This window comes from Flavobacterium sp. K5-23, assembly GCF_023278045.1.
Lineage (GTDB): Bacteria > Bacteroidota > Bacteroidia > Flavobacteriales > Flavobacteriaceae > Flavobacterium.
In genome coordinates this window covers 1,966,493-1,981,291 of record NZ_CP056783.1, presented here as the reverse complement: position 1 = coordinate 1,981,291, position 14,799 = coordinate 1,966,493, and the positions used below count along the sequence as shown (strand labels likewise).

Annotated in this window: 14 protein-coding genes; 9 read left to right on the top strand and 5 right to left on the bottom strand. The window is 32.3% G+C overall.

Annotated features, from left to right (window positions below; all coding sequences use genetic code 11):
* Positions 1-18: 18 nt before the first annotated feature.
* The 7 genes from FLAK523_RS08595 to FLAK523_RS08565 all read left to right on the top strand — a co-directional run bounded on the left by FLAK523_RS08595 (position 19) and on the right by FLAK523_RS08565 (position 9,738).
* Positions 19-2,448 (top strand): LTA synthase family protein, encoded by a 2,430-nt coding sequence (locus FLAK523_RS08595; protein WP_248902604.1) that lies wholly within the window; start codon positions 19-21, stop codon positions 2,446-2,448.
* Complete coding sequence (locus FLAK523_RS08590; RefSeq protein ID WP_248902602.1) at positions 2,445-3,710, top strand: YaiO family outer membrane beta-barrel protein; 1,266 nt, start codon at positions 2,445-2,447, stop codon at positions 3,708-3,710. Before FLAK523_RS08595 ends, FLAK523_RS08590 begins: the two co-directional genes overlap by 4 nt.
* A 178-nt stretch (positions 3,711-3,888) precedes the next feature.
* Positions 3,889-5,241 (top strand): DEAD/DEAH box helicase, encoded by a 1,353-nt coding sequence (locus FLAK523_RS08585; protein ID WP_248908080.1) that lies wholly within the window; start codon positions 3,889-3,891, stop codon positions 5,239-5,241.
* A 267-nt stretch (positions 5,242-5,508) separates the two neighbouring features.
* Positions 5,509-7,449: a VWA domain-containing protein gene (locus tag FLAK523_RS08580; RefSeq protein ID WP_248902600.1), complete on the top strand. Its 1,941-nt coding sequence runs from the start codon at positions 5,509-5,511 to the stop codon at positions 7,447-7,449.
* Positions 7,450-7,503: 54 nt separating this feature from the next.
* A complete protein-coding gene (locus FLAK523_RS08575; protein WP_248902599.1) occupies positions 7,504-8,760 on the top strand; it encodes a dihydroorotase family protein in 1,257 nt (418 codons plus the stop codon).
* A 1-nt stretch (position 8,761) separates the two neighbouring features.
* Positions 8,762-9,088, top strand: a complete 327-nt coding sequence (locus FLAK523_RS08570; RefSeq protein ID WP_248902598.1) for a hypothetical protein — start codon at positions 8,762-8,764, stop codon at positions 9,086-9,088.
* 5 nt (positions 9,089-9,093) lie between these two features.
* Positions 9,094-9,738 (top strand): alpha/beta hydrolase, encoded by a 645-nt coding sequence (locus FLAK523_RS08565; RefSeq protein WP_248902597.1) that lies wholly within the window; start codon positions 9,094-9,096, stop codon positions 9,736-9,738.
* 34 nt (positions 9,739-9,772) lie between these two features.
* On the opposite strand, the gene FLAK523_RS08560 is transcribed toward FLAK523_RS08565, so the two are convergent.
* A complete protein-coding gene (locus FLAK523_RS08560) occupies positions 9,773-10,276 on the bottom strand; it encodes a hypothetical protein (protein WP_248902596.1) in 504 nt (167 codons plus the stop codon).
* Positions 10,277-10,279: 3 nt separating this feature from the next.
* Entirely contained in the window at positions 10,280-11,044 is a 765-nt protein-coding gene (locus FLAK523_RS08555) for an MBL fold metallo-hydrolase (protein WP_248902595.1), read from the bottom strand.
* Between the two features lie 94 nt (positions 11,045-11,138).
* On the opposite strand from FLAK523_RS08555, the gene FLAK523_RS08550 reads away from it, so the two are divergent.
* Complete coding sequence (locus FLAK523_RS08550; RefSeq protein ID WP_248902594.1) at positions 11,139-12,599, top strand: TonB-dependent receptor; 1,461 nt, start codon at positions 11,139-11,141, stop codon at positions 12,597-12,599.
* A 76-nt stretch (positions 12,600-12,675) separates the two neighbouring features.
* Here FLAK523_RS08550 and bcp read toward each other — a convergent pair whose 3' ends face one another.
* Positions 12,676-13,128 carry a thioredoxin-dependent thiol peroxidase gene (gene bcp, locus FLAK523_RS08545; RefSeq protein WP_248902593.1) on the bottom strand — a complete coding sequence of 151 codons (453 nt, stop codon included), beginning with the start codon at positions 13,126-13,128 and terminating at the stop codon, positions 12,676-12,678.
* Positions 13,129-13,242: 114 nt separating this feature from the next.
* Here bcp and nth point away from each other — a divergent pair, with 114 nt between their 5' ends.
* Positions 13,243-13,893, top strand: coding sequence for an endonuclease III (nth, locus tag FLAK523_RS08540; RefSeq protein ID WP_248902591.1), 651 nt, complete (start codon positions 13,243-13,245; stop codon positions 13,891-13,893).
* 87 nt (positions 13,894-13,980) lie between these two features.
* Here the strand turns inward: nth and FLAK523_RS08535 are convergent, their stop codons facing one another.
* Entirely contained in the window at positions 13,981-14,124 is a 144-nt protein-coding gene (locus tag FLAK523_RS08535; protein WP_248902589.1) for a hypothetical protein, read from the bottom strand.
* Between the two features lie 50 nt (positions 14,125-14,174).
* The gene (locus FLAK523_RS08530) at positions 14,175-14,759 is read right to left on the bottom strand and encodes an RNA polymerase sigma factor (protein WP_248902587.1); all 585 of its coding nucleotides are present in this window, start codon (positions 14,757-14,759) and stop codon (positions 14,175-14,177) included.
* Positions 14,760-14,799: the final 40 nt, after the last annotated feature.

Here is a 14,799-nt window from a genome sequence, read left to right as displayed (position 1 = left end):
CACAATTATTACACGAATATGAATAGTAAGACTTTATTAAATAGCAGCTATAGTTATGCCTATTTTACAGCATCTTTAGTAATTACGTTTTGGTTAAGTAGTTTATATGAGATTTTTATTATTTCGTCCAATGGAATTGTTATTCAAAATATTGCTTTCACTTTATTTTATAAATTAACCAATGATTTCCTTGCAGGTATAGGAATTGGCCTTTTGTTATTCCCTTTATATTTCGGAATCCGTTTATATAAAAAAAGACTGGCTGATATACTAATAAAAATAGTGTTCACTTTAGTTGTTCTTGGACAATTTGCATTAGTAAAATACAGTCTTACCACGTTGATTAATCTAGGTGCGGATATACTAGGCTATTCAATGGCGGATATGTATACTACAGTTACCGCCTCTGAATCCTTATCAGTACTTTACTTCTTGCCTTTTATTTTAGTTCCAATGTTATTTTTAGGAATAAATGAAGCTTTAAAAAGATACGGGAAAGAGAAAATTATTATAGTCTCTTTGCTTTCTTTAATACCGTTTTTTGTGATTTTAAAACTAAGTTTTTCAGAATCTTCAGGAACAAATTATCAAAATAAGATGTATTTCTTCGCAAGTGATATTATGCGTTTTCAGAATGATAAAAATTTAACAAACGTTGAAAATATCTTTTATAAAAAAGAATATCCTTTAGTAAAACCTTTTGAAAAATCTGAGGATGTCTTATCTCCTTTTTTTAATATTCAGGAAGACAAACCTAATATTGCAATGATTATTGTTGAAGGTTTGGGCGCTGAGTTTTTAGATAAAAATGCATACAGAGGGTTTACCCCTTTCTTAGATTCTTTAATTTCAGAATCATTGTACTGGGAAAACTTCGTAAGTAATACTGGAAGAACTTTTGGCGTTGTGCCATCGCTATTAGGATCATTACCTTATGCTGAGAATGGCTTTTTAGAACAAAATCCTTTGCCTTCACATATTTCTCTTATTAGTATATTAAAATCAAATGGATATACTACTTCATATTTTAGTGGCGATGAATCAAGTTTTGACAGAAAAATTAATTTCTTGGAATACAATGAAATAGATAACATTATTGATGTGAATAAATTTGGCCCTGGCTATACCAAAACAAAAGAAAACTCGGGTGGCTTTTCTTGGGGATATCCTGACGCTGAAATTTTCAAAAAGACTTTGTCAGAGCTAGATGGTAAAAAAATGCCCCGTTTAGATATTATAATGACACTTACTAATCATGAACCATTTGACTTTCCTTCAAAAAACGTGTATTTGAAAAAGGTCGACAGCATCATGAATACTAACAAAACCCTTGATTTAAATAAATCTGAAATAATAGCATACAAAGACATTTTTGCCTGTTTATTGTACGCTGATACTTCTATTAAAAACTTCATGAAGGAATATGCAAAAAGACCCGAATATAAAAACACAATATTCATCATTACAGGTGATCACAGACTAATTCCTATTTCGCAAAGAAACAAATTATGTAGATTTCATGTGCCTTTAATTATATCAAGTCCGATGTTGAAAAAAGCGGAAAAATTCAAATCCATTTCTTCCCATTGGGATGTAGCTCCAAGTTTGGTCTCTTTTTTAATGAATAACTATAAGTTCAATAAAATGGAAAAAACTACCTGGATGAGTCAAGGATTAGATACTGTAAAAGAATTTAGAAACATTCACAATATCCCTTTAATGCGAAATAAAGGAAGTATTAATGACTTCATCTATAAAGACTATTTATATTCTGACGGGGAATTATTTAAAATAAATGAAAATTTCGGAATTAACAAAGTCAACGAAAAAGAAATTTTAAAAACCATTTCTGACACCTTAAAAGAGGCAAAAATGCTGAATGCCTATTTAACCCAAAAAAATAAAATAATTCCCAAATCTTTAAATATATATACACAACCAGCAACTCAATTTACAAAACAAGATCTTGCGACAATTAATAAATTAGCAAAGGGGCTAAATTATGATCAGATGTTTGTAGTAGCTCGAGACTTAGCGTTTAAGAAAGAGTATAAAAACTCGAGATTGCTATGTGATTATATTTTGAATGAATTACCTAATTTTTCAGATGTCAGAATATTAAAAGCTCGAACTTTGGGATGGGAAGGTGATTATAAAAAAGCGGAGACTGAATTATTGAGTGTTATTAAAAGAACACCATTTCATATTGACAGTTATCTAGCCTTAATGGATTTATACTGGTGGTCTGACCAAAATGAAAAAGGAATTCTGGTTGCTCAAAAAGCTGCGACGAATCAAGTTAAAAATCCTGAAATTGATTTTAAATTGGCCGAAGCTTATCAAAGAATAAACAAACCTTCCAACGCATTTAAAATAATTGAAAGTCTATTGAAAACAGACCCAAAAAACCAAAAATACTTAACTTTTAAAAACACCTTAAAAAAATGAAAATAAAAACAACCATCAAGTTGAGTTTTTTACTGGTATTTTTAAGTGTACTGCAAATAAATGGACAAGAAACAATATACAACGGAAATCCAGATACCTCATTTGAAACTGCTCGTAAACTAGCCTTCAATCAACAACGGAAACAAGCTCAGGATACTTTGTTGCATATATTAACCAAATATCCTAACTACACAGATATCCGTTCCTTTTTGGCTACTACCTATTCTTGGGATGGAGATTACAAAAAAGCAAGAAAAGAGTTTGCTTCAATATTAGATAAAGACCCTAAAAACAAGGAAACTTGGATAGCAGCAATAAAAAATGAATCCTGGGGAGAATTTAAGTTTAAAGCTTTAGAAATGGCGAACGAAAGTTTGAAACATTTTCCAAATGATCCTGAATTATTATACCTAAAAGCCAGTGCGCAAGAAAGTACTAATAATCCTTTAGAGGCATTAAGTACAATTGAATCCATTTTAGACAAAAATCCAGAGGACCAAAAAGCCTTGGATTACAAATCAAGTTTAAACCAAACTTTAAGAGTAAATACAGTAGGAATTAGATCAGCAGTTGATGTCTATTCTGATGTTTTTGATCCTATGCAATTCCATTCCCTTAAATTAAGCCGAATTACTAAATATGGAAGTATTATAGCTAAACTAAATTTGAGCAGGCGATTTAATGAAAATGGAAGTCAATTTGAAGTTGACCTATATCCAAGAATTGCAAATGGATTGTATGCTTATTTAAATTTAGGATTGTCAAAATCTTTTCTTTTTCCTGATGTAAGATATGGTGCTGAATTGTATAAATCATTACCTCATAGTTTAGAGGTATCATTAGGATTCAGGACCTTAAAATACAGCACAACCACTAATATATACACAGGAGCTATTGGTTGGTATACAGGAAACAGTTATTGGTCTTTACGCCCATATTTCACTCCTGGAGAAGCGGGAACCAGTTCGTCAGCTGCTTTAAATTACCGAAAATACCGTAGTAATGCCGAAAATTATATCTCATTCACCTATAGTATGGGAACATCTCCTGAGATAAATCAGTTTCAATTTAATGATTCTGATTCACCAATTATTAATCTTCAGTCACAACGTTTTAATGTTGGTTACTATTTTACCACTAATAAAAATAAAAATACTTGGGGCGCACAATTTGATTTAGCGCATCAAGAAATTATTTTTGACCCCGGAAATTATTTTTGGATTTACTCGGTTTCTTTATCTTGGGATTTAAAATTTAAATAACCGTATTTGTTTTTTTTCGAATAAAGGAAAACCTACATAACGGTAAATACGATATTGACAGAAATGCTTTTAAATAGGGCATTCAGAGCTTCAAAATTGCGTTCTAAATTTACAACTATAATAGCAATATGTTGGCATCCTGATAAAAAGCGTATCTTTGCACGAAATATACATTTTTATGACTACTTTCGAGCAATTCAATCTTCCAAAATCAGTACAAAAAGCAATCGATGAATTGGGATTTGTGACACCTACTCCTATCCAGGAAAAATCTTTTTCTGTGATTATGTCTGGGCGTGATATGATGGGAATTGCACAAACAGGAACAGGTAAAACTTTTGCCTATTTATTGCCTTTATTAAAGCTTTATAAATTTACACCTACACATACTCCTAAACTTGTTATCCTAGTTCCTACGCGTGAATTAGTGGTTCAGGTTGTAGAAGAAGTTGAAAAATTGACAAAATACATGTCTGTAAGAACCATTGGTATCTTTGGAGGTGTAAACATTAATACACAGAAAAAAAATGTGTATCAAGGTACCGACATTCTTGTGGGAACACCAGGAAGAATTATGGATTTGACTCTAGATAATGTAATTCGATTTGAAGAAATGCAAAAACTGGTTATCGATGAGTTTGACGAAATGTTGAATTTAGGTTTCCGTACTCAATTGACAGCTATTTTAGCAATGATGCCAAAAAAACGTCAAAACATTCTGTTCTCAGCTACAATGACTGAGGAAGTAGATGCTATTTTGAATGATTATTTTGATTATCCTGAAGAAGTTACACTTTCAGCTTCTGGAACACCATTGGAAAACATTAAACAAATTACTTATAATGTTCCCAACTTTAACACTAAAGTAAATTTATTAAAACACTTGTTACAAGAAAACGAAGACATGAGTCGTGTTTTAGTTTTTGTGAATAACAAGAAAATATCTGATATGCTTCACGTGCGTATCGAAGAGGAATTTGAAGGACAATTTGGAGTTATTCACTCTAATAAATCTCAAAATTACCGTTTGAGTACTATGGCTTCTTTTCAAGAAGGAAACTTAAGAGGACTTATTACAACTGACATTATGGCGAGAGGTTTGGACATTTCAAACATTACCCATGTTGTCAACTTTGAAATGCCGGAACTACCTGAATTGTACATGCACCGTATAGGTAGAACGGGTCGTGCTGATGCTACAGGAACCGCAATAAGCTTTATCACTCCTAGAGAGGAAGAGTCAAAAGTAGAGGTTGAAGTATTGATGAATATGGAATTAAAAATCGAAAATTTCCCTGAAATTGTAGAAATTTCTTCTAAACTTATCGAACCTGAAAAAGACAGACAACCGATTAAGTTTATGATGAAAAAACAAAAACTGGAAGGTGATGGTGCTTATCATGAAAAATCTAAAAAGAATAAAAAAGTAAATTTAGGTGGACCTGGTGTTACTAAAAAGAAAACTCACGGATCTGTAAACAGAAACATGCTTAAAACCAGAGATAAAAAAAGAAAAGACAAGAACAAATAGTATTTATAGTTTGAAACTAAAAAACACTATTCTTTATAAAAAAGCAACCCCGTTTATGTATGTAAACGGGGTTGTCTTTTTTATACAACTCTTATTTTATCAATCAGCAAGAACGTAGTTTATTCCTTTCTAGATCCATATTTAAAAACAAATCCATTAATTTCTGAAAGCAGCAATCTAAAATTTGAAATCTAAATACTATATTTGAATATTATAATTCATAGAGCTACTTTAGGGTGCAATTATAGGAACTAAACACAAAACGGAATGCAATTCAAACACCCAGAAATTCTTTATTTCCTTTTCTTGCTTCTAATTCCAATTTTGGTTCATTTATTTCAATTACGCCGTTTCAAAAAAGAATTCTTCACCAATGTCCGTTTTTTGGCTGCACTTTCTGTTCAAAGCAGGAAAAGCTCCAGAATAAAAAAATGGCTGCTTCTCGCCTCTCGTTTATTATTATTGATATGTCTTATCATTGCATTTGCACAACCTTTTTTTAAGGCTGAAGACAGTCTTAATGCTACTAACGAAATGTATATTATACTAGACAATTCATTTAGTATGCAAGCCAAAGGTAAAAAAGGGGAATTGCTAAAACGAGCCGTTCAAGAATTACTTGAAAACACACCCGAAAATGTAAATTTCTCCTTGCTTACTAATTCTGAAAATTATTGGAACACCGATATCAAAACAATTCAAAGTGAGTTGCAAAACCTAAAACACAGTGCCATTCCCTTTCAGTTGGACCAAATGCTAGCTAAAGTAAAAGCGCATAAATCAGCATTCAAAAAAGATATTATTGTCATAACGGATGCCATGGGACTGGAAAAGAAACATCTCAAAAACAGCGACACTTCTGATTCGCCTTTATTCATAATCCCAAAAGCGGAGCAAAAAAACAACATATCGATAGACAGCGTTTATATTAATGAAACCTTAGCTGATTTTTATGAAATAGGGATCAAATTATCTGGATATGGGGAAGATTTAATACCTGTTCCTGTTGCTCTTTACAATCAGACCAAACTTATTGCAAAAACCATCGTCAAGTTTGACAATTCGAAGAAAAACATTCTTTTTACGATTCCTAAACAAGCATTTCACGGTTATGTTTCTATCGTAGATAACGGTTTATATTATGACAATAATTATTATTTTAGTATTTCGAAAATAAAAAAGATCAATGTAATGAGCATAGGTCAAGCAGAAAAAAGTAATTTCTTAAGTCGGATTTATACTGATACTGAATTCAACTACAACAATTTTTCTTTAGGGTCATTAGATTACAGCATTATAGAAAATCAGCAACTTATTATCCTGAATGAATTGGACGAAATCCCTCAAGCCTTACAAACCACACTGAAATCATTTGTGGAAAAAGGAGGGAATCTGGTTGTTATTCCATCGTTATCAACGGCAACCACAAATCTAAATCAGTTAATGTTAAATTTCGGAAAATTTCGTTTCATAAAAACCGAAAAAACTGAAAAACTGATTACAAAAATCAATTTTAACCATCCCCTATTCAATGCAGTTTTCGAAAATAAAATTGACAATTTTCAATATCCAAGTACAAAAAATTCGTTTTCTATATCCAGTTCCGGACCCGCAGCATTGTATAATGACGATCAGAGTATGTTTTTGACTTCCTTGCCAAATTCAATTTCGACCGTGTACGTGTTTTCGGCACCTTTAAACACTCAAAATTCTAATTTCCAACAGTCGCCGTTAATAGTCCCTGTTTTTTACAAAATGGCTTTAAACAACCAGAACATAGGGATAAACGCTATGACAATTGGTAACAATAGACCTTATTTCATTGAAGCTTCTGTATCCAAGGACGAAATTCTGACTGTTAAAAACACGTTTGGAGACGCAGCAGAACAATTCATTCCAGTTCAACAAATCCTGAATAATAAAGTCAAATTGATTTTTAATGATTTACCGGAACAAGCAGGAAATTTTGGAGTTTTCAAACAAAAAGAAGGATTAGAAAACATCAGTTTTAATTATAGTCGAACAGAAAGTAATTTAGAGAAAGCTAATGAAGAAGCACTTTCTGAGTACAAAACAATTGAATCCATAGCCGCTGTTTTTGACAGTATACAAAGCAGTCGATCGGACAATCAAATTTGGAAATGGTTTGTTATCTTTGCACTGTTATTTTTAGTTAGCGAAATGGCAATTGTACGATTCGTAAAATAATGGCGCTTCAATCAAGCGTTTTCCAAATTCAATAAAAAAACAAATAGAATCCATATGAAAATAATCATCCGAGAAGCAAAAATTATCGATCCAAAAAGTCCTTTTCATCAAAAGACGGCAGATATATTAATTGTAGATGGATTTATTAAACAAATAGGAACTTCACTTTCTAACGAAGAAAATGCTCAAGAAATAAAACTAGAAAACCTTCACGTCTCTCAAGGATGGTTTGACAGCAGTGTTTCCCTTGGCGAACCAGGTTTTGAGGAAAGAGAAACCATTTCTAATGGATTAGAAGTTGCAGCCAAAAGTGGTTTTACTGCCATAGCGCTACAACCAAATTCTTATCCAGTAATTGACAATCAATCTCAAATCAATTTTGTTGTAAATAAAGCCAATGGCTTTGCTACATCTCTTTTCCCAATAGGCGCTTTAACAAAAGGAAGCGAAGGAAAAGATATGGCAGAATTATTCGATATGAAAAATGCAGGAGCAGTTGCTTTTGGGGATTACAACAAGAGCCAAGACAATGCTAATATGCTTAAAATAGCCCTGCAATATGTACAGGATTTTGACGGATTAGTAATTGCATTTCCTCAAGACGAAAAAATCAAAGGAAACGGCGTAGTCAATGAAGGAATTGTATCCACTCGATTAGGATTAAAAGGGATTCCAACACTAGCTGAAGAATTACAAATTGCAAGAAACCTATTTATTCTAGAATATACAGGAGGGAAATTACACATCCCAACTATTTCAACTGCTAAATCAGTCCAGCTTATCAAAGAGGCTAAGGCCAAAGGTTTGCAAGTAAGCTGTAGTGTTGCCGTGCATCATTTAGTTTTAACTGACGAAATCTTGGAAGGTTTTGACACTAGGTATAAAGTATCACCACCTTTAAGAATAGAAACCGACAGGAAAGCATTAATCGAAGGAGTATTGGACGGAACAATCGATATGATTACATCTGACCATAACCCAATGGATATTGAGCACAAGAAAATGGAGTTTGATATGGCTAAAAACGGAACTATCGGTTTAGAAAGTGCTTTTGGCGCTTTGATGACTGTGTTGCCTCTTGAAACCATTATCGAAAAATTGACAGTAGGAAAAGCTACTTTTGGTATCGAAAGTAATTCAATCACCGAAGGTGCAAAAGCTTCAATGAGTTTATTCAACCCTGAAGGAAACAGTACCTTTACCAAATCATCTATTTTATCGAGATCTAAAAACTCGGCTTTCCTGGGGATGGAAATGAAAGGAAAAGTATATGGAATTGTAAATCAAGGAAAATTAATAGTAGCACAATAATATGAACAACACGATAGAAAAAGGCAAAACGGCTGCCATTACTAGTTATATATTAGGAATAGGCGTATTTATTGCTATGTCGATGAATGCGGAGGACAAAAACAGCTTTGCGTCCTTTCACATCCGTCAAGGTTTAGGAATAACCCTGACTTTTATCTCTCTGGGTTTAATCATCAGTAATTTTGATAGCTTAATGATTTCTGCACCAATGTGGGTTTTCGTATTTGCTTTATGGTCTTACGGCATATTTAATGCGATCAAAGGTGAAACAAAACCAGTTCCTTTACTAGGAACATTTTTTCAAAAATGGCTTAAAAACATAACATAATTAAAATGAATTTATCTCTTGAGTATCTCGTTAGAGAACCTAAAATAATACTAGACAAAAACCCGCTCTTAATTTTACTTCACGGATACGGAAGCAACGAAGAAGATCTTTTCTCATTTGCAGCTGAACTTCCTGAAGAATATTACATCATTTCAGCACGTGCTCCGTATAATATGCAATATGGTAGTTATGCGTGGTACGCCATTAATTTTGATGCAGACCAAAACAAATTTTCAGACAATGAACAAGCTAAATCTTCAAGAGATTTAATAGTAAAGTTCATTGATGAATTAATTGTTAAATACCCTATAGATTCTTCCCAAGTTATTTTGACAGGATTTAGTCAAGGTGCTATTTTAAGTTATGCAATAGCACTTTCACATCCTGATAAGATTAGTAAAGTTGTAGCTTTGAGTGGTTATGCAAATGAAGAAATCATAATGGACAATTACAAATCCAATGATTTTTCAAAACTTAAAATATACCATTCACACGGAACGGTTGACCAAGTAATTCCAGTGGATTGGGCTAGAAAAACAAAGCCTTTCTTAGACAATTTAGAAATAAACTCAACATACAAAGAATACCCTATTGGTCATGGCGTTTCTCCACAGAATTTCTATGATTTCAAGAATTGGTTATTAGAATAAAAAAAAGGTTCCGAAAATTTCGGAACCTTTTTTTTTAATGTTTTTGGTATAATAAAGACTGATTGACTTCGAATGAAAAACTCTCGTCATCATTAACAAAATACTTCAGTAGTACTTCTCCCCAAATATCACCATCACTAAAATCAGCAATAATCCATCTGTGATTTAACACTTTCACTTTGTTGATTATAAATTTATTGACTCCTATTTGGTCTTGACCTACATATGGATTTCCTTTTGGGTCTGTATTTAAATCAAACAATTTCTCGGTTACAGCGGGAATTAATTTATCAAACTGAATCGTTTTATCTGAACTTCCCGAATCAAAATAATTTTGTGCATTTTGATTTTTTTCTAATGAAAAATAGTTGGCTTCATTGAGTTTTGTGGTAACTGAATTTAAACTATCCTTTAATTTCGTAGTTGTTTTTTTATATCTATTTTGTTCAAATGCAACTTCCTTGCTGTAAAACATATAAGTAAATACATTCGTAAGAATAGCAAGAATAAACAGGTAAAGCACTAAAGATCTTTTCATTTTTTAAATATTAATTTCTAAATTATCATAAGCAAGATATACGTTTTCAGGCAACTTTTTTTGTATCTCTTCATGGAAACCAAATATATGACTAATATGAGTAAGATAAGCCTTTTCAGGTTTGACCAAGGCTATAAAATCCAAAGCTTCCTGCAAATTGAAATGCGAAAAGTGCTGTTCTTCACGCAATGCATTTATAACTAAAACCTTTAGGTTTTTCAGCTTTGAAATTTCCTTTTCTTCAATGGTTTTCACATCAGTTAAATAAGCAAAATCATCAATACGATATCCAAAAACTTGCAGATCTCCATGCATCGCGTTTACTGGAATAGCCGTTTTATTACCAATAGAAAATGGAATATCCTTATTCACTTCAATAATTTTTACAGATGGAGCTCCGGGATATCTGTTTTCAGTTTCAAAAACATAATCAAAACGTTTTTTTAGATTTTCAATAACCCTTGAATGAGCATACATTGGCATCTCCCCTTGCCTGAAATTAAATGGACGAATGTCATCAATTCCGGCAGTATGATCTGAATGTTCATGAGTAAAAAGGATTCCGTCTAATTTTTGACACTCGCAAGTAAGCATTTGTTGTCTAAAATCAGGGCCGCAATCAATTACATAAGAGGAATCATCCCAGGAAATCCAGACCGAAACTCGAAGTCTTTTATCCTTAGGATCTGTACTTTTACAAACCGAATGATTACTGCCTATAACCGGAATTCCTTGTGACGTTCCTGTCCCTAAAAAATATATCTTCAATTGTGTGTTTTTTTTTTACAAAAATAGGATTAATTATCTTTCATTAGAAACCAATTTCATTAACTTTGTATCATATTAGCCATACACAAACAAAATGGATACTGAAATAAAACTAAAAGGTGACAAAGTCATCGAAAAAATACCTTCTATAAAAGACAAAGCTCTTCGTATCAATCTAAATGAAAACATTTATGGAACATTTGCTGAAATCGGTGCTGGACAAGAAACTGTAAGACATTTTTTTAGAGCTGGAGGTTCTTCAGGAACTATAGCTAAGGCAATGTCTGCTTATGACAAAGATTTTAGTGATGCCATTTATGGTATCGAGGAAGACGGCCGTTATGTAACAGAAAGTCGTGTTAAAAAAATGCTGACTATGGAAGGTCAGTTAATTGAAGAACGATTGAGCAGAGAAAAACATCCAAATAAAATGTTTTTTAGTTATGCGAATACCGTTGCGACAATTGATTTTGCTAAACAATTTAAAGGGCATGGATGGGTTGGAATTCGATACCAAATCGAACCAGATGAAGAATACAACGAAATAATTATACACATTCGTTTCAAAGAAACCGATGCTCGTTTACAACAAGAGACTCTTGGGATTCTTGGAGTAAACTTAATCTACGGTGCGTTTTATAAATACAATGACCCTAAACGTTTATTACGTTATTTATATGACCATTTAGACAAAGACCAACTAGAAATAGACACCATAAATTTCTCTGGACCTCGTTTTGCTGATGTAGACAATCGTTTGATGAGTTTACAACTTGTTAAAAACGGAATGACAGATGCCGTTATGTTTGATCCAGATGGTAAAAACATACTTCCTGCTGCTATATTATACAAAAAGAACATTCTTGCTTTAAGAGGAAGTTTCCGTCCGGTTACGAAAGTAAATATGGATATGTATGAGAAGTCATTGAAAATGTTCCTCGAAGAAAATAAAGTGGAAAAAGAAAACACCTTGGTTGTTTTTGAAATTACGCTTTCAAATTTACGTTCTGATGGAGAAATCGACGAACGTGACTTTATGGATCGTGCTGAATTACTTTGTTCTCTAGGGCAAACAGTAATGATATCGAATTTCCAGGAATATTACAAAGTTGTGGAATACTTCGCTAATTATACCAAAGCAAGAATGGGATTAGCAATGGGCGTAAACAACCTAATTGATATATTTGATGAAAAGTATTACCGTCATTTAAGCGGTGGAATCCTTGAAGCTTTTGGTAAATTATTCTTTAGAGACATGAAAGTGTTTTTATATCCAATGCTAGATGACAACGGGGAATTAGTAAATTCGAGTAATTTAAAAGTACACCCAAGAATGAAAGAATTATATAAATTCTTTAAATTCAACGGAAAAGTAGTTGATATTGACAACTATGACCCAAATATTTTGGAAGTATTCTCTCGTGAAGTCTTAAAAATGATTAGTGATGGAAAACCTGGATGGGAACATATGCTTCCTTCTGGTATTGCTGAAATAATTAAGGAACATAATCTTTTTGGATATGAGTCTAATAAAATTTTGAAAGAAAGTAATTAATTAGCATATAAAAAGTAATAAAAAGAGCCAAGAAAAAGAATGTAAATGTCTTTTCCTTGGCTCTTTTCAATTCAGGTTACTTCAATATCTGAGCAGTATGTTCTTTGGTTTTTACTTTTTCGATTACTTCTTCTATAATTCCGTTTTCATCAATTATAAAAGTGGTTCTGTGAATACCGTCATATTCTCTTCCCATAAATTTTTTGGGTCCCCAAACGCCAAATGATTCAATTACAGACTTGTCTTCATCAGCAAGTAATGGAAAAGGGAAGTCGTACTTTTCTTTAAATTTAGCTTGAGCTTTAGCAGCGTCCGCACTTACACCTAAAATAGCATAGTTATTAGCTTGAAAACGTTCATAGTTGTCTCTTAAGTCACAAGCTTCAGCAGTACATCCTGGCGTATTTGCTTTTGGATAAAAGAAAACCACTAATTTCTTTCCTGCATAATCTGCAAGTTGATGTAGTTTTCCGTCCTGATCTATAGCTGAAAATTGAGGGGCTTTATCTCCTTTTTTTAATGTTATCATTTTTTATTATTTCAAAGTTGTAAAGTATCAAAGTTACAAAGTATTCCTTGATTATCAGGAAAAGATTAAAAGTTGTACTTTCGTGTTTCCAACATAAAAAAGGCCTGCTTCATCATGAACAAGGAAATGAAAATTCAATTTGTAATTGACACACTAGCTACATTATACCCTACAATACCTATTCCGCTAAATCATAAAGACCCATACACTTTGTTGATTGCCGTATTACTTTCTGCTCAATGTACTGATGTAAGAGTAAATCAAATAACACCATTATTATTTGCAAAAGCGGATAACCCCTACGATATGATAAAAATGTCAGTAGAAGAGATTAAAGAAATCATACGTCCTTGTGGCTTATCGCCAATGAAATCGAAAGGAATCCATGGCTTATCCCATATTTTAATAGACAAACATGGCGGCGAAGTCCCACAAAGTTTTGAATACTTAGAAGAATTACCAGCCGTAGGTCATAAAACGGCAAGCGTAGTTATGTCCCAGGCTTTTGGAGTACCTGCGTTTCCTGTGGATACTCACATTCACCGCTTGATGTACCGTTGGAACCTTACTTCAGGTAAAAACGTTGTTCAAACAGAAAAGGATGCCAAACGTATTTTTCCTGAGGAAATATGGAATGATTTACACCTGCAAATAATTTGGTATGGAAGGGAATACTCACCTGCACGAGGATGGGATTTAGAAAAAGACATTATTACAAAAACTATAGGAAGAAAATCAGTATTGAACGAATACCTTAAAAAATAAAAAAAACGTTTATCATTAACTATAAGTTTAATGATAAACGTTTTTTAATATGCTTAAAAATAATTCACACCAAAAAGCAGTCTTATTTTAATTGATTATTATCTCAATAAATCTGTTATTTGTTTTAATCATTCTTAATGCTTTTGAATAATTCAATAAAAAAGAAACAATTTCTTTTTCAGGTTTCATTGACTTTTGAGCCGATGAATTTCTAGAGTAAATTTTTGCCATATTGTAAATCTATTTGTTTCTATTACAACGAGCAATTTATTGATATATTGTTAATTGGTTAAAACTATTTGATGTTTATCAATAACTTTTCTTAAATTCAATAAAGCGTAACGCATTCTACCTAAAGCCGTATTGATACTAACACCCGTACATTCAGAAATTTCTTTAAAACTCATATCTTGGTACATTCTCATAATCAAAACTTCTTTTTGATCAGCAGGAAGTTCTTCTATCAATCGACGTACATCACTTTCAACTTGTTCCGTAATTAACTTATTCTCTATAGTCAAAGAATCATCAGACATTATAGAAAATATAGAAAATTCTTCAGTCTCTCTAAAAAGGGGCATTTTTTTACATTTTCTGAAATGATCAATTATTAAATTATGTGAAATACGCATAACCCAAGGCAAAAATTTACCTTCCTCATTATAGGAATTGGATTTTAATGTCCTGATCACCTTAATAAAAGTGTCCTGAAAAATATCGTTAGAAATATCTCTATCTGAGATTTTAGAATATATAAAGCCGTAAATTCTTGATTCGTGTCTTTTAATTAATGTTTCCAATGCGTTTTCATTGCCTGCAACATAATTTTGTACCAATAAAGCGTCGGGGAGTTGAATATTAGCCATAGTCATACCTTTTAGTTTTTAATAAAAAATGAAAAATTTT